Origin of the sequence: Aliivibrio salmonicida LFI1238, from assembly GCF_000196495.1 — a bacterium.
Lineage (GTDB): Bacteria > Pseudomonadota > Gammaproteobacteria > Enterobacterales > Vibrionaceae > Aliivibrio > Aliivibrio salmonicida.
In genome coordinates, this window is the sequence record NC_011312.1 from 1,620,652 (window position 1) to 1,640,047 (window position 19,396).

At 36.7% G+C, this 19,396-nt stretch carries 20 protein-coding genes and 1 pseudogene; 14 read left to right on the plus strand and 7 right to left on the minus strand.

The window, feature by feature from the left end; translation table 11 throughout:
• The first annotated feature begins 379 nt into the window (after window positions 1-379).
• Genes VSAL_RS08110 through VSAL_RS08120 form a run of 3 tightly spaced genes read left to right on the plus strand, consistent with a single transcriptional unit; the run spans window position 380 to window position 2,173 of the window.
• Window positions 380-730, plus strand: coding sequence for a DUF6404 family protein (locus VSAL_RS08110; protein WP_012550175.1), 351 nt, complete (start codon window positions 380-382; stop codon window positions 728-730).
• Between the two features lie 54 nt (window positions 731-784).
• Complete coding sequence (locus VSAL_RS08115) at window positions 785-1,330, plus strand: nuclease (protein ID WP_012550176.1); 546 nt, start codon at window positions 785-787, stop codon at window positions 1,328-1,330.
• A gap of 33 nt (window positions 1,331-1,363) precedes the next feature.
• Window positions 1,364-2,173, plus strand: coding sequence for an arginase family protein (locus VSAL_RS08120; RefSeq protein WP_231850906.1), 810 nt, complete (start codon window positions 1,364-1,366; stop codon window positions 2,171-2,173).
• Between the two features lie 8 nt (window positions 2,174-2,181).
• Here VSAL_RS08120 and VSAL_RS08125 read toward each other — a convergent pair whose 3' ends face one another.
• The gene (locus VSAL_RS08125; RefSeq protein ID WP_012548944.1) at window positions 2,182-3,063 is read right to left on the minus strand and encodes an IS982-like element ISVsa6 family transposase; all 882 of its coding nucleotides are present in this window, start codon (window positions 3,061-3,063) and stop codon (window positions 2,182-2,184) included.
• Window positions 3,064-3,163: 100 nt separating this feature from the next.
• Here VSAL_RS08125 and VSAL_RS08130 point away from each other — a divergent pair.
• Window positions 3,164-4,897, plus strand: a pseudogene (locus VSAL_RS08130) (ATP-binding protein); the annotation flags it as partial.
• Between the two features lies 1 nt (window position 4,898).
• Complete coding sequence (locus tag VSAL_RS08135; RefSeq protein WP_012550177.1) at window positions 4,899-5,774, plus strand: mechanosensitive ion channel family protein; 876 nt, start codon at window positions 4,899-4,901, stop codon at window positions 5,772-5,774.
• A 123-nt stretch (window positions 5,775-5,897) separates the two neighbouring features.
• Here VSAL_RS08135 and VSAL_RS23820 read toward each other — a convergent pair whose 3' ends face one another.
• The 3 genes from VSAL_RS23820 to VSAL_RS08145 form a co-directional block, all read right to left on the minus strand.
• Window positions 5,898-7,082, minus strand: a complete 1,185-nt coding sequence (locus VSAL_RS23820; protein WP_231850907.1) for an RCC1 domain-containing protein — start codon at window positions 7,080-7,082, stop codon at window positions 5,898-5,900.
• Between the two features lie 374 nt (window positions 7,083-7,456).
• Complete coding sequence (locus VSAL_RS23825; RefSeq protein ID WP_231850908.1) at window positions 7,457-7,885, minus strand: hypothetical protein; 429 nt, start codon at window positions 7,883-7,885, stop codon at window positions 7,457-7,459.
• Window positions 7,886-8,291: 406 nt separating this feature from the next.
• Window positions 8,292-8,735 carry a DUF417 family protein gene (locus VSAL_RS08145; RefSeq protein ID WP_012550178.1) on the minus strand — a complete coding sequence of 148 codons (444 nt, stop codon included), beginning with the start codon at window positions 8,733-8,735 and terminating at the stop codon, window positions 8,292-8,294.
• Between the two features lie 133 nt (window positions 8,736-8,868).
• On the opposite strand from VSAL_RS08145, the gene VSAL_RS08150 reads away from it, so the two are divergent.
• The 7 genes from VSAL_RS08150 to VSAL_RS08175 all read left to right on the plus strand — a co-directional run bounded on the left by VSAL_RS08150 (window position 8,869) and on the right by VSAL_RS08175 (window position 13,691).
• Entirely contained in the window at window positions 8,869-9,426 is a 558-nt protein-coding gene (locus VSAL_RS08150) for a TetR/AcrR family transcriptional regulator (protein WP_012550179.1), read from the plus strand.
• Between the two features lie 31 nt (window positions 9,427-9,457).
• Complete coding sequence (locus tag VSAL_RS08155) at window positions 9,458-9,838, plus strand: VOC family protein (RefSeq protein ID WP_012550180.1); 381 nt, start codon at window positions 9,458-9,460, stop codon at window positions 9,836-9,838.
• A 176-nt stretch (window positions 9,839-10,014) separates the two neighbouring features.
• Window positions 10,015-10,578, plus strand: coding sequence for a glutaredoxin family protein (locus VSAL_RS08160; protein WP_012550181.1), 564 nt, complete (start codon window positions 10,015-10,017; stop codon window positions 10,576-10,578).
• Window positions 10,579-10,593: 15 nt separating this feature from the next.
• Window positions 10,594-11,277 (plus strand): TVP38/TMEM64 family protein, encoded by a 684-nt coding sequence (locus tag VSAL_RS08165; protein ID WP_012550182.1) that lies wholly within the window; start codon window positions 10,594-10,596, stop codon window positions 11,275-11,277.
• 120 nt (window positions 11,278-11,397) lie between these two features.
• Complete coding sequence (locus tag VSAL_RS23645; RefSeq protein WP_017020745.1) at window positions 11,398-11,547, plus strand: hypothetical protein; 150 nt, start codon at window positions 11,398-11,400, stop codon at window positions 11,545-11,547.
• Window positions 11,548-11,834: 287 nt separating this feature from the next.
• Window positions 11,835-13,223 carry an amidohydrolase family protein gene (locus tag VSAL_RS08170; RefSeq protein WP_012550184.1) on the plus strand — a complete coding sequence of 463 codons (1,389 nt, stop codon included), beginning with the start codon at window positions 11,835-11,837 and terminating at the stop codon, window positions 13,221-13,223.
• A gap of 201 nt (window positions 13,224-13,424) precedes the next feature.
• On the plus strand, window positions 13,425-13,691 hold the full coding sequence (locus VSAL_RS08175; RefSeq protein ID WP_044583248.1) for a site-specific integrase: 267 nt from the start codon (window positions 13,425-13,427) through the stop codon (window positions 13,689-13,691).
• 342 nt (window positions 13,692-14,033) lie between these two features.
• On the opposite strand, the gene VSAL_RS08180 is transcribed toward VSAL_RS08175, so the two are convergent.
• Window positions 14,034-14,795 carry a transporter substrate-binding domain-containing protein gene (locus VSAL_RS08180; protein WP_012550186.1) on the minus strand — a complete coding sequence of 254 codons (762 nt, stop codon included), beginning with the start codon at window positions 14,793-14,795 and terminating at the stop codon, window positions 14,034-14,036.
• Between the two features lie 287 nt (window positions 14,796-15,082).
• Between VSAL_RS08180 and VSAL_RS08185 the strand changes: the two genes are divergently transcribed.
• Window positions 15,083-15,976: a sulfite exporter TauE/SafE family protein gene (locus tag VSAL_RS08185; RefSeq protein ID WP_012550187.1), complete on the plus strand. Its 894-nt coding sequence runs from the start codon at window positions 15,083-15,085 to the stop codon at window positions 15,974-15,976.
• Window positions 15,977-16,072: 96 nt separating this feature from the next.
• Window positions 16,073-16,639, plus strand: a complete 567-nt coding sequence (gene efpL, locus VSAL_RS08190; RefSeq protein ID WP_012550188.1) for an elongation factor P-like protein EfpL — start codon at window positions 16,073-16,075, stop codon at window positions 16,637-16,639.
• A gap of 82 nt (window positions 16,640-16,721) precedes the next feature.
• On the opposite strand, the gene VSAL_RS08195 is transcribed toward efpL, so the two are convergent.
• Together VSAL_RS08195 and rsmF are read right to left on the minus strand one after the other, a co-directional pair.
• On the minus strand, window positions 16,722-17,894 hold the full coding sequence (locus VSAL_RS08195) for a threonine/serine exporter family protein (RefSeq protein ID WP_012550189.1): 1,173 nt from the start codon (window positions 17,892-17,894) through the stop codon (window positions 16,722-16,724).
• Between the two features lie 34 nt (window positions 17,895-17,928).
• Window positions 17,929-19,350, minus strand: coding sequence for a 16S rRNA (cytosine(1407)-C(5))-methyltransferase RsmF (gene rsmF, locus VSAL_RS08200; RefSeq protein WP_012550190.1), 1,422 nt, complete (start codon window positions 19,348-19,350; stop codon window positions 17,929-17,931).
• Window positions 19,351-19,396 lie beyond the last annotated feature (46 nt).

The window sequence follows — 19,396 nt, forward strand, 5'->3', positions numbered from 1 at the left end:
TTTCGATTCCCCTTATGCTTACATGCGTTTAAATCCATCCAACACCACGTGAAATAGAGCCTCGCGAGTTTGTCTAAGTCAGGTTGAATTATTTACCCTTGCAGTCTCTTACCTTTCATATCTTTAAATCGCTTCACAAATTCAATACTAAAATTATGATAATTTTATCTGTGCGTTAACTGTTTTAAATCAAGAGGATGTCATGGGGACAGTAATAGGATTAGTACTGCTTGCATTTATTGCTTATAAGGTAAAAAAGCAAACGGGTTTGCATTTGCATAAGTGGATAGAAAAGAAATATCAAGAGCATGAAGACTCAAAAAAGTGAAGGTGGTGTTATCTTCATCGTTATGGATAGTATTGTTTAGGGAAACGACGAATGTCTTTTGAAGAGAAGTTAATAGCGGCACATAGTGAACTTGAGCTGAAAGGGGTTTGGTCCTCAAACTTTAATCCTCCGATTGTCAGATTACTCCGAAAAGCGGGCTTACGAGTTCGACCTCCTTATTATCAAGATTTTTTTACTAATTTACTGTTTACCTCGCTTTTATTTAGTCTTGGTTACGGGCTGATTAGTTGGTTTTTAACGGGGCAGTATGTAAATAAAACCAACCAACAGTCAGTCATTGAAGCCATCGCAGGCGGATTGATTTTTGGCGTTATAATATCCGTATTTTATCTTATCCGTCGTAAGCAATTAAAGCTAACGGATTGGAATACATTGAGTTAATGCTATTACGTCGCAAGTTTGATGACATTGTTGTGTTTATAAAAGGAATTTATAATGATTCACACGATTAAAGAAACGGTATTTACCTATCCTCAACGATTGCAGGATGATTGGGCAAAAGGAAAGAAGGAATGGTTACCTTTGGACTTATTTGTACCTATTGAAACTGACGAGCACTCACATCCATATTTTGGTGAATATTTTGCGTTGTCCGAATATCGGAAGCAAGGTTGGTTAGGTACGGCATTTTATGCGTTAGGTAATTGGGAACCGAATAACCCAATGTATACGGAAGGCAGAGTATTAATTGCACAGTATATTGATCCGAATAAGCTTTCTCTGTTTAAAGGGCTTCGAACAGGGCTAACGTCGGGAGAACCTGATTTGTTCTTGTATAAACCGGATAGTTCGCTGTTATTTGTGGTGGTTAAAAAAGAGAACGAATATCTATCAGATGCAGAACTCATTTGTCTATCAAACATTAAATCAGTTTTAGAGTACGATGTGGAAATTGCCTATTTAGCTGAAGAGAAGAATAACTATAAACCCAAAAGTTATGATATTAAGGTTGTTCAATTTCCTAATCCTTTGGGAGTTTAATGATCGTCAGTCACGCAATGCATAAGGTACAGTATGAATAAGGCATTCGATATTATTGGTGCGCCATTTAATCGCGTTGGTTTTGTTACAACCGATGAAAATACCGTTGACGCACTACGAAAGACAGATGAGAAAACATGGAATGGCTTAACTGAATGGATAGAAGTAAGAAATCAGCGTTGGTCATGTGATATTAAAGACTTAGGGGATGTGCCTTTAAGCCTTAAAGTTGAAGAGTATCTGTCTCATAATAAGAAAGAATTAGCACTACTCGAATACAGTACGGATTTAAAAAATAAGGTTTTAGACTCGTATCGAAACAAGAGGATCCCTATTATTATTGGTGGGGATCACTCTGTATCTGTTGGCACCGTTCAAGCGACGCTTGAGTATTATCAAAAAGAAAGAAAAGAGAAGGTTGCCGTTGTATGGATAGACGCGCACGCTGATTGTAATGGCAGCTTGCAAAGTAACTTACACGGCAAACCGTTGGCATTATTAATGGATAAGTATGGCTACAATGGTTGGTTTGTAGAGCCTGAATTGGTGTTGTCTCCGGACGATATTTATTATGTCGCCGTTCGAGACTTGATGCCTAATGAAGCAGAGTTGATTGATGAACTCGATATCAGTAATTATGATATGGAAGCGATTGATAACTTAGGATTTAACACGGTTTTAGACCAACTTATGACGGAACTAAAGGGTAAATATGACCGTTTTTTTGTATCGTTTGATTATGATTGTTTAGATGGCTCATTATTCAGAGCGTGTGCAACGCCAAATGTCGGGGGCTTGTCAGCTCGCGAGGGATTAACTTTAGTTAACCTGAATTCTGGATAAAACATGCTTTAAGCGAGGATTAGTTCAAATTCACATTCTGATAGCTTAATTCGTGGCTTTTGTTTTTTTAAACAATAAGCCACAACGCCTGAAATTACATTTAGCATGAAACCAGTCACGCTACGATGACGGCTATGTTCAATTTGAGAGATATTCTTCAATTGGTCATTTATCGTTTCGATAATGTATCTCTTTGATAACATAGCCTTATCAAAAGCACTTATCTCTTTTGCTTTCATGTTTTTTCGCGAGGTAGTCACTAAATCGACATCAGAGTTCTTTAAGCTCTCACTCAACTTTTTACCTATGTACCCTTTATCAGCGTACAATTTCCCCGAGAGTTCTTTGCATAAATCAGGTACAGGAGTCCTATCATTTACATTGCCAGCTGTGATTTTCAGCGAAATAATTTCTCCAAGATGGTTAATCAATAAATGAAGTTTGAAGCCGAAAAACCATCCCATGGTACCTTTTCCTCTTTTCGCAACACCATCAAAGACTTTATGGCGAGGAATTCGAATGTTATGGCATACTTTAAGACTCGTGGAGTCAACAAAAGCAATGCCAGTCGGCTTACCTTTGATAGATTGAAAATAGGCACACATTGGGGCGATTAGGCTAGGCATTTTGCTCACAAATCGAGTGTAGCTAAGTAAATTTGGAAAGTATCCTTTCCAATATTGATGAACTAACCCGATATAGAAGTTCTTGAAATCTCTATGATTTGATTGATGAAAAGCGATGACAATAGTCATACATTCACTAGTAGACATTACTGACTGACGTTTTCTTTTTCTCTCACTAGCCTCAACAAGGTATTTTTCCCATTGAGATAAGAATTGATAACAAAAATCATCGACATCACAAAATATATCAACTAATTTATTCATCTTGCCCACCTTTTAAAATACGTTCAAATAATTCTTGGTCGAAAGATCTGATCGTTAGGTGGGCAATTAGTTCAGCCTTATCCAGAATTCAGGTTATCTAATAAAAACCACAAGAAATCCAAGCCTATGGATACGTGCTATTTGGTATTGCAGTCGTGCACATAAAGCGATTGCTTATCTGTTGTTAATTACCGCGACATTACGCATCATTTCAACATTGCCAAGTTTGCAACATTTGATATTTTTGGAAATATTTACGTGGTGGATACTCGGTGGATCTATCGCCGTGAGCTTTATTTTAGAATTCGCTTATCGAAACAGTAAGCATAATAAAAAAGAGGCGATTGCACTTCGTCTTTCTACTATTCGTCGATATATTTGGGGATTTATTGTTGCTGGTGTGATTTTACAGATATCGGCAAGAACATTAGGGCAAGGTACCATCTACGCTTGGATTAACTCTGTTTTTTATTTGTTTTTTATTTTGTTGACGATCATGACATTAAAACAATGGAACAGTACGATTTTCAATCGCATCGAGCAATTAGAGACGTATCCATTATCTATTCAGTGGGCACTTAGAAATAAAAACACCTCTTTTATGTCTATTGTTGCAACGGCTTGCGGTTCTATGTGGTTAATTGGACGAAGTATTCAGCATCAAGTGTTTTCTGTTTTGTCACAGAACGCGGCGTTTAGTCATGTTTTAGCTTATCTATTTAGAATAGAGGTGGCAAAACAAACGGAAGTAGCTAAAGAGCAATCTAATTTAGTGCGTATTAAAGGCGTGTTAGCTTTTGATTACATTACTCCTGGATCTAAAGAATCAGAGTTGCTAGAAGAGTACGCACTGGATGAGATAGTGTCTCTTTCTCGTTACTTATTAACTGACAGTCCGGCTGTGTGTGTATTATCTGGAGAACGGGGCGTTGGAACGACAACCGTGCTTAACCGGATATTAAGTAAAACAAAAAATGCCAAACCATTGTATATAAATTGTCCCTATGACGGCTATTCTGCACTACTGCCTGAACTGGCAAAACTAGTAGGTCTACGGGAAGAGTCAACGGAAAGAGAGATTTTACAACACCTAAGAAACAGTGATCACTGTTACCTTATTGCCTTTGATAACGCACAGCGATTAGTCAAACCAAAAGTAAATGGTTTGGCTGATTTAATGAAATTAACCAATCTGTTAAGACGAGCAAGAAAAAGCCATCGCGTCGTATTATCTATAGATAAATCAAGCTGGCGCTTTATTGATCGTGCTCGTGGCGAGCGCTTATTGTTTGATCTTGTGACTTTTATGCCGAAATGGACGGAAAGACAGATAGGGCAATTACTGGATTCTCGGATTGTTAAAGATAATGACATCGAGGGGGTTTCATTTGATGGGTTAGTTCTACCAAAACAATGGGATGAAGATAATTTGACGGATGAAGAACGAGCTAAAAATGGGTTTTATCGTATTTTGTGGGACTATTCAGATGGTAATCCTACGGTAGCGTTACGTTTTTTTCGATTATCGTTATTCAAGGACAAAGAGACTGACATTGTTTTGGTTCGTTTATTCACATCACCTCAATCTGATGATTTAGAAGCGATGCCTAAACCTATGTTGGCGGTTTTACGTTCAATTGTGCAACTGGAAGTAGCTTCACCTGCGGATCTTTGTGACTGTAGTTTACTGAGTATTGCTGAAGTAATTAGCACATTACGTTACTTCCAAAGCCGTGGTTATATTGAATGGAACGAGAACAAGGCGCGGATATCAGATCATTGGTATCGACATATTACTAACATACTTCATCGTCAGCATTTATTGGTAAAATAACATGATTCGTTTATATGCACTTTTATTCTCCCTTTTTTTAGGGCAAACCGTCTTCGCCGAAGATCTTCAATCTATCGATAATCTACAACAATTTGCGAGTTTAATTCGTTGGAGTGGTGTCGCTTTTTCTTTGTTTATCATTATTGGCGCTTGGTTATTTCTTCGATTTATTCAATCGATTGTTGATGGAGTAAGTAGCCAATTTGCACAACGCCGAATGTTAATGCAAAAATTGCAATCTTTCTTTCAATTCTTTATTTATATGTCGACGGCGGTTGCTATCTTTATGTTGAGTTTTAGGGTTGATGATCGCGTACTTGCACTCATTGGAGGAACGATTGCGGTATCCGTAGGTTTTGCATTAAAAGATTTAACCGCATCGTTCATTGCAGGGTTAACGGTTATGATAGATCGTCCATTCCAAGTAGGTGACCGCGTCACTTTTGAAGGGCACTATGGAGACATTATTGCGATAGGTCTACGGTCAGTACGAATGCAAACACTTAATGATGATATTGTAACGATACCGAACAATAAATTCTTAAATGACGTAACTGTGAGTGGAAATTATGGTGGGATTGACATGCAGGTTGTTATCCCTTTTTATATTGGAATGGATCAGGATATTAATAAGGCTCGAGATATCATACAAGAGGCTGCATCTTCAAGTCGGTATATTCACTTACCAAAACCAGTTGTTGTTTTAGTTAAACAAACGATTACAGAAAATTATCTGGTGATCCAACTTACGTGTAAAGCTTATGTTGTTGATATTAAATTAGAAAAATTATTCGAAACCGATATTACTTTACGTGTAATGCAAGAATTTAGAAAAGAAGACATTATGCCTCCAACTATAGCAATTCAAAAGAAATAGAATTGAGCTAGGATGGTTATACCAATCGTTTCTTTATGACGTTTAAATAGAAGAAGGATTTATTCAGATTTGTAACAATAAATAAAGCCAGTAAGAGTCGTGATCTTACTGGCTTTATTCGTATTAATTAACGTGATTTATTTGTTTAATTTGAGTGATATCGTAATCGGCATTGATGTCATAAATATTGCCTTGATCGGTATAAATAGTAAAACCTGTATCACGAGGAAAGACTTTTTCTACCTTACCTGGTAATTTTTTACTTCTTAAACCGCCACCAGACTGTTGGAATCCCCATGTATCAAGGAGGAAGTGGGGTGAGGGTTCTCGTAGAAAGACTCTAGTAAGTAAGTAAGCACCATTGTTCGCGTTAAATGCGGATATATCTTCTTTTGATACAAGGAAATTCGCATCAGAAAACTTAATGTGGTTTGGTCTGTTTTCATCATAATAATAATATTTAATGTATTCACCAAACGTAACTTCCGCATTGATATCCCATATATCTTGCCATGAGATGATATGTCCATCTTTACGTATTGCGGTATAACCATTTGTATTGGTTGTTATATCGATAATATTGATTAATTTGTCGACTTGCTTTACTTTTTCAGAATAGATATTACCGCCACTAAAAATCGTACCCCATGTAATGACGTCACCATCAAATGTTAGAGCTGCAAAAGATCCAGAAGCTCCGACGATTTTTTTTACATTCGTTAACTCGGCCTCTAATTTATGCTCGGAGTGTTTTTTTTCTGGTGCATAATCGGCAGGAATAGACATCTGTTTGTAGCCTTTACCACAGATAGGATCATAGGCTGGTTCATAATCAGGATCAAACTCATAGTCTGGGTCATCACTATATGGAGCATAATCATCAAGTAATTCAGGGACACATTTCTTACTTACTTTAAAGTAAACTTGCTCAAAACTATAATAGTCATAAATAAATTCACCCCCTTTGGTTCTGCTTCCCCATGCATCAACGGTTCCATCTGATTTTAGAAAGGCAAAAGCACTATCATTTGCGATGATATTAGTTACGTTTTGGCTAACTAACTCACCTTGTGTTTTTGCTAATTTCCCCCATTGATACAGGTAACCTTGATCAGTTAGAAGGGCATAGTTACCTTTATAATCATATTTTAATTCGACAAGGTGAGTTATATCTCCTTGTATATCGCTACATGATATTTTTCCGGTGTCTTCAAGTAAACAAGCTTTGCCTTCTTCTGTTTGGAGCACTGTGCTGCTTTCGCTGGTTAAAATATCAATGACATTATCAATACCCAGTTTTTTGTTCATGTGATTAGTACTACCAATGACATAAACATTACCAACATTGGTTAATATTGAGAAATAGGTATTCGCAGCATTAACCTTTTTAACGCTTTCAAGATTGATTGCGTTAATTAATTCTTCATTCTGTATGTTTTTTGGTCCCCATAAATAAAAATCACCATTCGTTTTAACACCAGAAAATGCACTGGAATTAGCATAAATAGAGGTAAATTCATTATTATCAGAAGAGGGTATTTTTTGAAAATGATTCTCAGCTTGATAAGCAAAACTACCATCAAGAATATGATTCCATTCAAGAACATGGCCATCATTAAATAAGGTGACTTTACTGTACTTGTTATCTACTTGTTGAAGAGGAAAAGCTTTGTAAAATGTTTTTACGAATGGTTCAGTAACTTGTTCTTTATAATTAAGTTGTGCTGATACCGTAATAGGTAATAGGTAATAGGTAAAAGGTGTTCGTTTTCTTTTAAGTCATATTCGCAATTATTTGAAACCTCAGTTTCACCAACACGCCATTGACAAGATATAGTTTCTGAATGATCCGTAATACTATCGGTTGAAAAAACAACCTTTAAAGAATCGAGACTAGCATAGTCGTTTGCTGGTTGTTGTGCATAACGCATTGATTTCAAACTTATGCCATCAAGTTTGACGATTTTTTCTGGATTGATAAGATTATCTGTTTTATCTGTTTTATCTGTTTTATCTGTTTTAGTGGTATTTAGATTATGTTCTGGATCACTTTTTTCCCCACCGCAGCCGAATAAAGATAAAGTAAGTAAAAAAACTAAAAAGTACTTCATAATGTGAATTCTTATTTGTATTTATATAAATATAATTACTGTTTATTCTTATTGAAAATAAACAGCGGTTCTCTCGACATGCTATACGAAGGCTATTATTAAATTCATGCCTTTTTATTATCATATTTTATAATTAATACAAATGCCAATTATAAAAACATCTGCCTGGTGAATGTAATTAAGTGGGATGAGTACTTGGTAAGGTTACAGATTATATTGTTACGTATAATTAACATGTCAGTAGCTGTTTGAGTGAAAGTAAACCAACTTTATGCGATAGGGAGAAATGATAAAAACGAAGTGGGAGTAACAACAGAAATTAATGTTAGTAAGTTAAATTAATCTTTTTATGAGTAATAGAGTTAAAGTTGAGGTTAATCCGTTATATTAGATTAACCTCATACTGCTATTTATTACGCTCTATCACAAGTAAAGCAATAGCAACAAATACAATATCTTTAAGTAAAAAGAAATTAGTAATTAAGACACCATCTACAACCTTCCATGTGTTTGGTGTAGTGATCATGAAACTGAGTGTTGTAATAAAAGTAAATAGGGCTAAGAGACCTGATAGATAACCAATTTTAGGGTTAAAAAATCCAGCGATAAGTCCTATTGCAATGATTATTTCAGTCAAGCCAATTATATTTGAGACCATTTGCACGGATAGAAAATTATATATCCAACCGATCAAAGGGTGATTAGCAACAAGTGGTTCGATAGCGGCAGCTTCTGTTGGTGTAAATTTAAATACCCCAATCCACAAAAGGGTAAGAACCACGCCAAAGACTCCGATTTTATAGCCTAATGAGGTGGTTGCGTTTGTCCTTTCTATTGTTTTACTGTTCATTTGTTACTTCCTTTATTAATAAATTAAACTAAACGGTTTAGTTTAATTTATCGTTTATTTTAGTTAAGTCAACTGGTTTTTGAACTAAACCGTTTATTTTGTTATTATCGAACTAAAGAAGGAGAATGTTGTCATGAAAGAAGATAAGAGAGTTAATGCACTGCAAAAAACGATAGAGCTGTGTGCGTTACATGGTTTTCACGGTACAAGCATGGATAAAATAACGGCCGCGACTGGTTTATCCAAGGCGACCATCTATAAATATTTTCAATCAAAAGAGAATTTAATCGCTAAAGCGTTGGAATTGTTTAGCGAGCAATCACTCTCGAACGTGAAGGCGCTTTTTGAGAATTCAGAACTTACTTTAAAGCAAAAAATATCTTTGCGCTTTGAGGGACTCTCTGGTTGTATTGATATCCCATCATTTAATGGCTGCTATTTTCAATTAGCTTACAGTGAGTATAGCCATGAAGATAAAGCGATAACGGAAGTGAGCGCTAAATATAAGCAGAGAACTCAAGAGTTACTCATTGAGCTTCTTAAGCGTCATCATATTGAAGATGCAGAGCTAAAAGCGAGAAAGACAGGGATAGTATATAACGGATTGTTAGCGTCGTTACAACTCACTAAAGACGCTTCATTAATTGAACTTGCTCATGAAATGTTTTTAGATATCATCGATTCTAAGTAAGTTACCTTACATCATAATAGGGGCGGGTAGAATGAAGATCAGTCATTTAGACCATCTGGTGTTAACGGTTAAAGACATTACAGCAACCGTTGAGTTTTATTCTAAAATATTAGGCATGGAAGCGGTGTATTTTGCAAAAGACAGAGTCGCTCTATCTTTTGGTCATCAGAAAATCAATTTACACCAGTCAGGTAACGAATTTGAACCAAAAGCACAGTATGTGCAGAGTGGAAGTGCTGATTTATGTTTCATTACGGACACCCCTATCATTGAGGTAAAAGCGCACATAGAACAACAAGGTGTTACTGTTTTTGAGGGACCAATACAGCGAACAGGGGCGATAGGCAATATCATCTCTGTTTATTTTAGAGATCTTGATGGTAACCTGATTGAAGTCTCCAATTATTTATAGTCTTCACTTCCAATAGCGTTATAACGATTAATACCGTCAATTCCTATTTATATGCAAACTGATTTTCAGCATGGTGAATTTAAAATAGTTGACTTAATCGAAATTTAGACTAAACTAAACGGTTCAGTTTAATTCAAAGCGTTTGAGAATGACAAACGCTGATAGGGGTAGTATCGATGAAGCCAATAAAAATTACATTATATCGCTGGGCAGGAAGTTGGGGACCTTTCAAGGTTAACGTTCCTTGTGGTGAATGCACATTAACTAAAGATATTCTTCAAGATACTTTTGATACCGAGCTTGCCGGTATTCCGATTGAATTAGAAGTTAAAGATTGGTTATCACATTGGTGGGAACCATTAAAGCTTAAAGCATGGCATGCACCGATCATTATTGTTGAAGATAAGGTCATTAGCCAAGGTGAGGCATTGAATCGTGGAGTGCTTGTTCAAGCCGTGATAGCGAAAGTCGCTCAACGTGATGAGATAAAAGGTAATGTTGTTTTTGGTAAAGCAACCTGTCCTTTTTGTATCAAGGCAAAAGCCGCTTTAGATGAAGCGGGTATTGAATACACTTATCATGACGTGGTTAAAGACAGCGCAGCTCTTTATCGAATGATCCCTGAAGTGAAAGCGATCATTGGAGAGAAAACCCCCGTTACTGTGCCACAAATTTGGTTGGACGGTAAATACATTGGTGGATTTGATAATCTTGAAAAATCGATGACAATGACTGATTAAAGAGAGGTACTCATTATGAATAAAAAAAGACTCTTATTACTTGTTCTTCTTGCCTCTTTCGCCTTTGTTTATTTTAAATTTGGTGATCTTTTAACATTAGAACAAGTGAAAGAATTTCATCTCAATCTGCAAAATGATGTGAAAGAAAACTTGTTTTTATACAGCGGCATGTACTTTATTGCGTACATTGTTATTACTGCTTTATCTATTCCTGGTGCGGCGGTTGTTACATTATTAGGAGCAGCATTATTTGGCTTCTGGTGGAGTTTATTGCTTGTGTCGTTTTCAAGTTCGATAGGCGCAACAATTGCTTTTTTAAGCAGCCGTTATTTACTGAGAGAGTGGGTAGATAACAAATTTAAAGATAAGCTTATACCAATTAATCAAGGCGTAGAAAAAGACGGTGCTTTTTATTTACTGACTTTACGGTTAATTCCTATCTTTCCGTTCTTTTTAATTAATCTACTTATGGGCCTAACAAAGCTAAGCGCAGGACGCTTTTATCTCTTTAGCCAGATAGGTATGTTACCCGGAACCATGGTTTATTTGAATGCAGGGACTCAGTTATCAGAGATAAACTCGCTGTCAGGTTTAATTTCTCCTCAAATTTTAGGTTCATTGGCTTTGCTTGGTTTATTTCCTATAGTAATTAAGTTCTTAATGGGAAAACTACAAAAAAACCGTACACAAGAGGGATAATAATAATTGGATCAAGATCATTATTATTATCTAATTAAGCATTTTTAGTATAAAATTGACGCTGCCATGATACATTGTTGCTCTTAAACTGTTAAGATGCACTCTTAAATGGAGAGTTACATGACAAGTAAAACAAAAGCAACGCGCGAAGTTAAAACAGGGAAGAAAACGAAGCAAGCCAATACGGATACTGCGGCTAAGCAAGATCCTCGTATAAAGATCGAAGACATTTTAGCACAAAGAGAATTTGATAAAATGTTTGAGTTATAAGCTTGCTTTATATAGCTAAGTGCAAAAGAGAAGAACGTATAGCTATAAACGCTTACGTTCTTTTTTTTGGTTACAACTTTAATGATAAATAAGAGCATCGTTTAAATTAACGGTATTTAGATTGAGTCATCAGATAGGTAATTAAACTATTCATAACGCTATTTTTTACTATATCTAATGACTTATTTAGCATGTAGATTGTAATGTATATTACAAATAAAGATAAATATTTCCCCCAGATATTTATCTTTATATTCATTATGGGGAAAAATTATTAAGGTTTAGGAATGAAGCTTAAAAGCTTGGTATTGAGTATTAGTGCAATATTGTTGGGCGGTTGTGGAACGACTATTGAAAAACAAGATTATAACGCTGATTTGATTATTAATAATGGACAAATATTAACGATTAATTCTTCAATGCAAGTTATCGATAATGGTGTTGTTGTGGTTAAAAACAATAAGATCATTGCCGTCGGTACCGCTGAATTATTAGAACAATACCAAGCACCTAAAGTGATTGATGCAGAAGATGGTATCGTTATGCCAGGTATGATAAATAGCCATAACCATTTACCGATGATCGCTTTTCGAGGTTTAGGAGAGGAGGGTATTTCAAATCGCTTATTTGCGTATTTTTTCCCATTAGAATCTGAGAAATTAAGCAGAGAACTAATTTATAGCGCAACTAAATTAGGGGCGATTGATTTAGCTCAAAGTGGAGTAACAACTTACGCTGATATGTATTACCACATGGATGAAATGGCAATTAAATTTCCGGTGGTAGATGCTAAGCAACCTTATGGGGGAATAGAATACGCGGAATCATTTATTAATGAATATAAAAATGATCCTCTAATTACGCCGGCGTATGCGCCTCATGCTGTTTACACCGTAAGTAAAGATAAGCTTCAAGAGATTAATGGATTATCAGAGAAATACGATGTGCCCGTGTTAATTCACGTTGCTGAGTTTCCAAACGAAGAACAAAGAGTCAAAGACACGACAAAAGCAACATCACCCGTTGAATATTTAGATGAAATAGGGGTACTTGATGAACGTGTTGTTATTGCTCACGGTATTCACCTATCTCAACGTGATCAAGCATTGTTGAAAAAATCCGACGTTGGTGTCTCTTACAATCCAATGGCGAATGCCAAAGGAGCGACAGGGATTGCCCCAGCCTGGGACATGTATCGAGCTGACATGAGAATCGGCTTAGGTACTGATGGACCTATGAGCTCAAATCAAGTCGATTTATGGCGAACATTAAGCTACGCCGCAAATATGCAGCGTTTGAAACACTCTGATAGAACAATCATGATCCCTGAACAAGTCATTGAAATGGCAACACTTGGTGGAGCAAAAGCACTTCATATGGAAGATGAAATTGGCTCGTTAGAAGTTGGGAAAAAAGCGGATATTGTGATTGTAGAAACACAATCAGCGAACATGATGCCAAGTTATGATCCGTATGCTACGTTGGTCTATCAAGCAAACCCGGGTAATGTTGATACCACGATTGTTAATGGCAAGATAATTATGGAAAACAGAGAAATGTTGACTGTGAAATTGGATGATATTCGAGACAGTGTTGAAGAGTTTGAAAATGATATTGCTGTATTTGCAAAAGAGTTATCTAAAAAAGCAATTAAATCGAAAAGTTTAATGGATTAGACAATGTAATCCTTATTTTATTATTAATATAGCCCGCAGTATTGTGGGCTTTTTTATGTCTAAAATACTTAAATTTCATATTGTTAAAGGTGTTTAATTTTATTGATAAATACAATAATTACGAGTATGGCAGTTTGATAGACTATAATTATTATGCTCGTTCTAATGAGCAACGAGTGTAATGGTATCAAGGAGAAAACAATGGCTTACGTAGAACCAATTAAAAGTAGGAAACACCTTCGTTACGCAGAAGAGTACTTAAAGATGAACCATGATCCTACCTTTACTCTTATATGGAAAATAGGGCTAGAAACAGGGTTAAGGATCAGCGGTATATTATCAATGAAATACAGTGATATTAATTATTCAATGGGACGTTGTGAGATTATTGAGAGTAAGGGCACGTTAGCTCGAAAAACGAAAGCTAAACTTTATTGCCTTAGTTTTAAGGAGGCATTACGAAGATAAGAACATCATGAGCTTTGCTATGTTGTTTTTATTAAATAACAGGTTTTCCTATTTCCGAAGTGACAGCACAAAGTGATTTGAATTATCTATTATATTTAAATTTCTTATAAAGAGGTGTTATGAGTAACCAAATGTTGATATGTCGTTCTATGCAGTCATTTTTTGATCTTTGTGATAATAAATTAGTTACGCTGTGCAATATTCATTGTACGTTTCTGATAATAGAAAGTGATTTTCTATGGATGGAAATTGAATTGAGGTCAAAAGGAGGTAAAACACTCACCTCCAGTAAGTCTGCTAATCATAATTAAGAGAATTAAGGCAAATATTTATAGCGTGACGTTATCTTAATGAGTTGTTTTTCATAAACTGTTCATCAATATTTTTTAATTTCATTTCATCCATAATGAAATTAACCGTATTTAAGAGTTCTTGCTCTCCTTTAGGGACAAGATAGCCGAATTGGCTTTTAGTAAATGGGGTCTCACAACGCGCGGCTTCCAATCGTTTATCGGTTGCTTGATAAAATAATGCTTCAGGTGTTTCGGTTACCATGACATCAACTTTACCAGTGGCGACGGCTTGTGGGACATCAAGATTATTCTCATAACGTGTAAAGGTCGCATTTTGTAGATGAGCGTCTGCAAAAATTTCATTGGTACCACCAATATTGATGCCAACACGTACTTCTTTCATGTTCACTTTATCGATGGTATTGAATGCGTCGGCTTTTCCTTTAGCAACAAGAAAGCACTTTCCAAACGTCATATAACCTTGAGTTTGTTCTGCGTGTAATTGGCGTTGCATTTTTCGTGTTATTCCACCCATTGCAATGTCATATTTATCTGCATTTAGATCTGGAATAAGGTTTTTCCAAGACGTTTTAACTAATTCAAGCTTTACACCTAATTGATCTGCGATGTGTTTAGCAACATCAATGTCATACCCTGTATAGTTTTTTCCATCGAAGGAAGAGAAGGGTTTATAGTCGCCCGTTGTGCCGACACGAATGACGCCGGATTCTTGAATGTCATCTAATCTATCTGCTTGTGCTGAACATGAAGCAGCAAGCAATACTGAAAGGCATAATAGTTTCTTTTGCATAAGATATTTTTATTGATTAAGTTAGATAACAAATCTATCACCTTTTGTTAAAGTAACACATCAAACCATTCAGTCAGTAACCATAAAAAAACATATTTTATTGCCTGCATTCTCTTTATTTCATTAAATACATTTAAGTTAGTTATAATAATATCATTAAGTGTTAATAATATAGATTAGTTGTTAGTGGCATTATCTCTCGTCCCTTTTGTTATAAGGCGTCTCTCTGGTTTTTACCCGTAAACTGGATTATGATTTGCGGCTTTCCTGTTGCTGTGTAAATTATCATGACTATTCTTTTGCTGTTACAAATTAGCCTTATTATTGGTGGGTTAATTTTTCTTTATATGTTGATTTCATTATGGCTCAGAAAAAAAGAATCAGAGAAAAAAACGAACGTATGGGCGATTGGTCTGATTGGTGGTTTTGCTAACTTTTGCGACACGTTAGGTGTAGGCAGTTTTGCAATAAAAACGGCGGGCTATAAACAATTTAATTTGGTTGATGACCGAGTATTACCTGGGACATTAAACGCTCAAGCGACGATGGCGACAGTATTTCAAGCATTGATTTTCTTAACTGCAGTTAATGTTGATTTAACCACGTTATTGAGCCTAATTATTGCGGCTTGTGTCGGGGCAACGGTAGGGGCTCGCTTGGTATCCAATTTTGATCGTCAATTGATTCGTTTAATTATGGCTGGTGCGTTATTTATTGTTGCGATGTTGATGTTTGCTGGTCGTTTTGAATTATTCCCATTGGGCGGTGATGAGCTCGGTCTCTCGGGTGAAAAATTAGTTATTGCTGTTATTGGTAATTTTATTTTTGGTGCCTTGATGACGGTTGGTATTGGGTTGTACGCGCCTTGTATGACGATGATTTATTTATTAGGGATGAACCCACTGGCGGCTTTTCCTATTATGATGTGTTCATGTGCTTTCTTATGTTTTTTCTCTGCCGGTGGCTTTATTAAACAAAAAGCCGTGAATTCTAGGGCCTCATTGGTTGTGGCCATTACAGGGCCGATTGGGGTATTGATTGCTGCTTTTATCGTGAAGTCTCTTGATGTTGATATGCTTGCTTGGCTAGTGGCAATTGTTGTTCTATATACCGCCATTATGATGCTACGTTCTTGGTGTGCAGGCCGAAATGAGGTGATGATTGAATCAACCGATCAATAAATAGTCGATAAAGCATCATTTTCTATCACATAATTATTGGAGTTATAAAAAGTTCATGGTATTTTTCGTACACCAATTTTTTATGGATGTTTTATCATGCCAAAGGCAAGTGATATTAAGAAAGGTTCAGCAATTGAACACAACGGTAAAGTTTATTTTGTTAAAGAAATCACTAAGCTAACACCTAGTGGCCGTGCTGGTGCAACGTTATTCCGTATGCGTATGTACGATGTTGCAACGGGTTCAAAAGCAGATGAAAGTTTTAAAACTGATGAGATTATCACTTTAGCTGATTTCAGCCGTCGTAGTGCGACTTTCTCTTATGTTGATGGTAATGAGTACGTATTCATGGATTCTGAAGACTACACGCCATACACTTTCAACAAAGAAGCGATTGAAGAAGAGTTGCTTTTCATTTCTGAAGATACACAAGGTATTCAAATTCTTATCGTTGATGGCGTACCCGTTGCGATTGAATTGCCTTCTGCTGTAGATTTAGAAATCGTAGATACAGCACCTTCAATTAAAGGCGCTTCTGCAAGTGCTCGTACTAAACCTGCAACAATGACGACAGGTTTAACAGTACAAGTTCCTGAGTATATTGCTAACGGTGAAAAAGTTAAAATTAACACGACTGAACATAAGTTCATGAGTCGCGCTTAATTTTTACTATTATATAAATAAAATGAAGGCCAGTAATTCGATGAGTTACTGGCCTTTTTCTATTTTTACAAATCAATAAAATTTAATCTTGGTCTATTTTAGGTGAGTAAATAGAGTAAGCGGTGATTTGCCCTGCAACAATGGCTGAGAACATAAAGAGGGCGGATAACCCAATACTCGGAATCGGAAGTATTGATTCTTGAAACACACTTTGACTTGCACTTACTAAGACTCGACTTCCTGGAACAAGAATAATAATACCTTGAATAATAAAGATAATACCCGTCAGATTTAAGCGTTTAGCTATCCATGTGCCATAAAGTGTGATCAATACGGTTGTTACCCAAGTACCGACCACCCATCCTCCATCAAAGCCTAAATAGAAAGGCCCCCACATACCTAAAACGGCGACAGGTAAGCTGTAGATCATATCTTGGAATCTAGCTTTAAACATGACGCCAAGGCAAAAAGAAATTAAAGGTAAACCTGCGATCTGTAACCATAGAGGAAATTCGTTTTGATATTTTACGGATTCAGGGATGGTCCATAAAGCGTCACCAATGTGAAAGCCAATGATAATACCGATAAAAAGTTTGATTAAAGTAAGAAAGCATTGGCCAAGTAAACTGGTGCCAGAGACTAAGTCGTTAAATGCTAAGCATTCTAAGGCATTCGCGATAGATAAACCGGGAACAAAGAGAACTATTGCAGCAATGCATAACCCTAATATGGGGATCGGAAAACCTAAACTTGCGATAAAAGTAACGATGAGAGTTATGACTAAAGCACTAAAAAATTCAACAGCAATACTGCGACGCTTAGTGCAGATCGTTTGACAACCCCAAACAATAAAACCAAGCAGAAAGCTGACCCATAATGCTTCATAGGTCGAGCCTACGAGCATCAAAAAAGCAGGTGGAATACAAATGTTTGCTAATGCAATCATCCATGTAGGAAAGAAGATGCTTTCAGCAGGAGGCGAGCTTTCATTTAATGGTTGTTGTAAGCGGATAATGGTATTTGCCAGCAAGCCTAAATCAATGCCTGCTGGCTTGTGTCGTTTCATGATGACCGCATTATCATCATCAGGAAACTGATAGTTTATAGAGGTAGGTGTCGCTTGGATCATGCACTCTATGCCATATTTATTTGCATAAAAAGTGGTATAACGTTCTACTTTATAGGGAGCACACCCACATCGGTGTAGGGTGTCTCCGATCTCAACAATCCGTTTGATTCTATATTGTGAAGGCATATCCGTTTCCCTACTACTTTTTAACTAGCGTTGATTAAAATAAGTTACCGTCTCTAACCAGTTCACGAGGAAGCCCATTCTTTATGCGGTTACCAACCCATTTACCTAATCCAATCACGGCACCGTTAAAGGTGACAATGGTTTCGCCTTTACCCACATTATCAGGACGAACATCACGACCCATATACCATTCACGAGCTTGTTCTATGGTTAATTCAGAACTTGTTGGATTATCTGCTTTTGCAATAGCCATAATCGCTTCATGCTGCCAGCGATAGCCTTTCTTGTGAGTTTCTGCAAGTTTGAATCCAATACGGTGATAACGCATTTCACCGATTAATGAGCTCATTCTTTTTGGAAACGCCCATACTTCTTTATCTCGGATCCAAAGTTCATTGGTTTCAGGAATAGATAATTGCAGCGTGTTATGTAGTTCATCTTCAATTGCTTTTATTTCTTTTTGATTTGCTAAAGCAAAAGGGAACTTACCTAATCGTTTTTTAACTTCCGGCGCAATCGTTGCCGAGTTTTTACGAATCTTTGCAACGAAGAAGCCTTCACTGTCAAAGATTTGAGGGTAGATATGTAGAAAGCCTTCTTTTGTTAATGCTTTTTCTGCATTCTCAAAAAGATCACCTAATGGCTCGAACGTGACGGCGTCACCGAATTCGGTCACTAAATGATGACAAATGTTTTGGTTTTCTTCATGGTTTAGGGTGCAAGTTGAATACACCATAACACCACCGGGCTTAAGAGCGTGGAACGCACTTTTTATTAGATCACGTTGAGTATCGCCAATTTCAATAACCGATTCTGGGCTCCAGTTATGCATAGCGTCAGGATCTTTACGGATTGTTCCTTCACCAGAACAAGGGGCATCCAGTAGAATTGAATCAAATGTTTCAGGTAACCAACCACCAAATACACGACCATCAAAATGAGTAAGAGCTACGTTACTCACACCACAACGCTGGACGTTTGAACACAATATTTTTACACGACTTGACGAATATTCATTCGCAACTAAAGCGCCTTTGTTTTTCATTCCAGCGGCAAGTTGGGTTGTTTTTGATCCCGGAGCAGATGCCATGTCTAATGCCATTTCAATATTGTCATTGTCCTTTAATAATGCAGTGACGGGCATCATTGAACTGGCTTCTTGAATGTAAAATAGACCAGCCATGTGCTCAGCGGTACTGCCTAATTTTACGGTATCGCTTTCTTGTCTTGTGATCCAAAATCCCGTATCACACCAAGGCACTGGGTCTAATTGCCATTGTTTTTCTTCGGCTCTTTTTTTGAATTCTTCAACACTGTTTTTTAGAGTATTCACACGAATGCTGCGACGTAAAGGGCGTTTACAAGCGGCAACAAATTCGTCCATAGAAAGGTGAGAAGGCATAGTTTCTTGAACTTGTGCTAAAAAAGCATCGGGTAGAAAAATATTATCGTGCACGAAGAGATCTCATTGGATGATGACTATGGGAGGGAGTGTAATACCT

Coding starts and splice junctions, on each gene's coding strand:
- VSAL_RS23645 (WP_017020745.1), top strand. CDS start 11,398: ATGACAAGTAAAACAAAAGCAACGCGCGAAGTTAAAACAGGGAAGAAA.
- VSAL_RS08110 (WP_012550175.1), top strand. CDS start 380: ATGTCTTTTGAAGAGAAGTTAATAGCGGCACATAGTGAACTTGAGCTG.
- VSAL_RS08175 (WP_044583248.1), top strand. CDS start 13,425: ATGGCTTACGTAGAACCAATTAAAAGTAGGAAACACCTTCGTTACGCA.
- VSAL_RS08170 (WP_012550184.1), top strand. CDS start 11,835: ATGAAGCTTAAAAGCTTGGTATTGAGTATTAGTGCAATATTGTTGGGC.
- VSAL_RS08135 (WP_012550177.1), top strand. CDS start 4,899: ATGATTCGTTTATATGCACTTTTATTCTCCCTTTTTTTAGGGCAAACC.
- VSAL_RS08145 (WP_012550178.1), bottom strand. CDS start 8,735: ATGAACAGTAAAACAATAGAAAGGACAAACGCAACCACCTCATTAGGC.
- VSAL_RS08120 (WP_231850906.1), top strand. CDS start 1,364: ATGAATAAGGCATTCGATATTATTGGTGCGCCATTTAATCGCGTTGGT.
- VSAL_RS08185 (WP_012550187.1), top strand. CDS start 15,083: ATGACTATTCTTTTGCTGTTACAAATTAGCCTTATTATTGGTGGGTTA.
- VSAL_RS08160 (WP_012550181.1), top strand. CDS start 10,015: ATGAAGCCAATAAAAATTACATTATATCGCTGGGCAGGAAGTTGGGGA.
- VSAL_RS08195 (WP_012550189.1), bottom strand. CDS start 17,894: ATGCCTTCACAATATAGAATCAAACGGATTGTTGAGATCGGAGACACC.
- VSAL_RS08165 (WP_012550182.1), top strand. CDS start 10,594: ATGAATAAAAAAAGACTCTTATTACTTGTTCTTCTTGCCTCTTTCGCC.
- VSAL_RS08125 (WP_012548944.1), bottom strand. CDS start 3,063: ATGAATAAATTAGTTGATATATTTTGTGATGTCGATGATTTTTGTTAT.
- VSAL_RS23820 (WP_231850907.1), bottom strand. CDS start 7,082: ATGAACAAAAAACTGGGTATTGATAATGTCATTGATATTTTAACCAGC.
- VSAL_RS08180 (WP_012550186.1), bottom strand. CDS start 14,795: ATGCAAAAGAAACTATTATGCCTTTCAGTATTGCTTGCTGCTTCATGT.
- efpL (WP_012550188.1), top strand. CDS start 16,073: ATGCCAAAGGCAAGTGATATTAAGAAAGGTTCAGCAATTGAACACAAC.
- VSAL_RS08155 (WP_012550180.1), top strand. CDS start 9,458: ATGAAGATCAGTCATTTAGACCATCTGGTGTTAACGGTTAAAGACATT.
- VSAL_RS23825 (WP_231850908.1), bottom strand. CDS start 7,885: ATGAAGTACTTTTTAGTTTTTTTACTTACTTTATCTTTATTCGGCTGC.
- VSAL_RS08150 (WP_012550179.1), top strand. CDS start 8,869: ATGAAAGAAGATAAGAGAGTTAATGCACTGCAAAAAACGATAGAGCTG.
- VSAL_RS08115 (WP_012550176.1), top strand. CDS start 785: ATGATTCACACGATTAAAGAAACGGTATTTACCTATCCTCAACGATTG.